General features: G+C 71.0%; 1 protein-coding gene. It reads right to left on the bottom strand.

What is annotated here, in order from left to right; all coding sequences use genetic code 11:
- A partial coding sequence (locus OQ02_RS39350; RefSeq protein ID WP_033443779.1) for a hypothetical protein occupies window positions 1-290 on the bottom strand: 290 nt, incomplete at its 3' end.
- Window positions 291-411: the final 121 nt, after the last annotated feature.

The following is a 411-nucleotide window of genomic DNA, read 5'->3' as shown; positions in this document are numbered from 1 at the left end:
CCGGCCCGAGCGCGGGCGGGGTGGCCGCCGGAGAGTCCCTCCCAGCGCAGTCGGGTGTCGATGCCGCCGTACGCCTCCCAGTAGTTCTCGAAGACGGGGATCAGGCGCAGACCGTGGGCCTTGGCCGACTCGATGATGTAGTCGAAGGCGGCGTACTGCTGCTCGTTGAACTCGCCCTCGCGCTCCTCGAAGCCGTGCCAGCTCTCGTGGCTGAACATCCACACGCGGGCGACGTCGACGCCGTCCGCGGCCATGCGGGCGAAGTGGGCGTCGATGCGGGCCTTGTCCATGTACTGGGTCTCGGTGTCGCCCGACCCGGCACCGAAGGCCGCAGCGGGTGATGAAGGAGTCGGCGCTGTCGGCGGCGGCCTGGGTGGGGCGGGCAACGAGGAGGCCGGTGAGGGCCAGCAC

This window comes from Saccharothrix sp. NRRL B-16314 (genome assembly GCF_000716595.1).
In the GTDB taxonomy this organism is placed as follows: domain Bacteria; phylum Actinomycetota; class Actinomycetes; order Mycobacteriales; family Pseudonocardiaceae; genus Actinosynnema.
The sequence above is the reverse complement of the archived record's forward strand: the minus strand, read 5'-3'. Positions and strand labels throughout refer to the sequence as shown.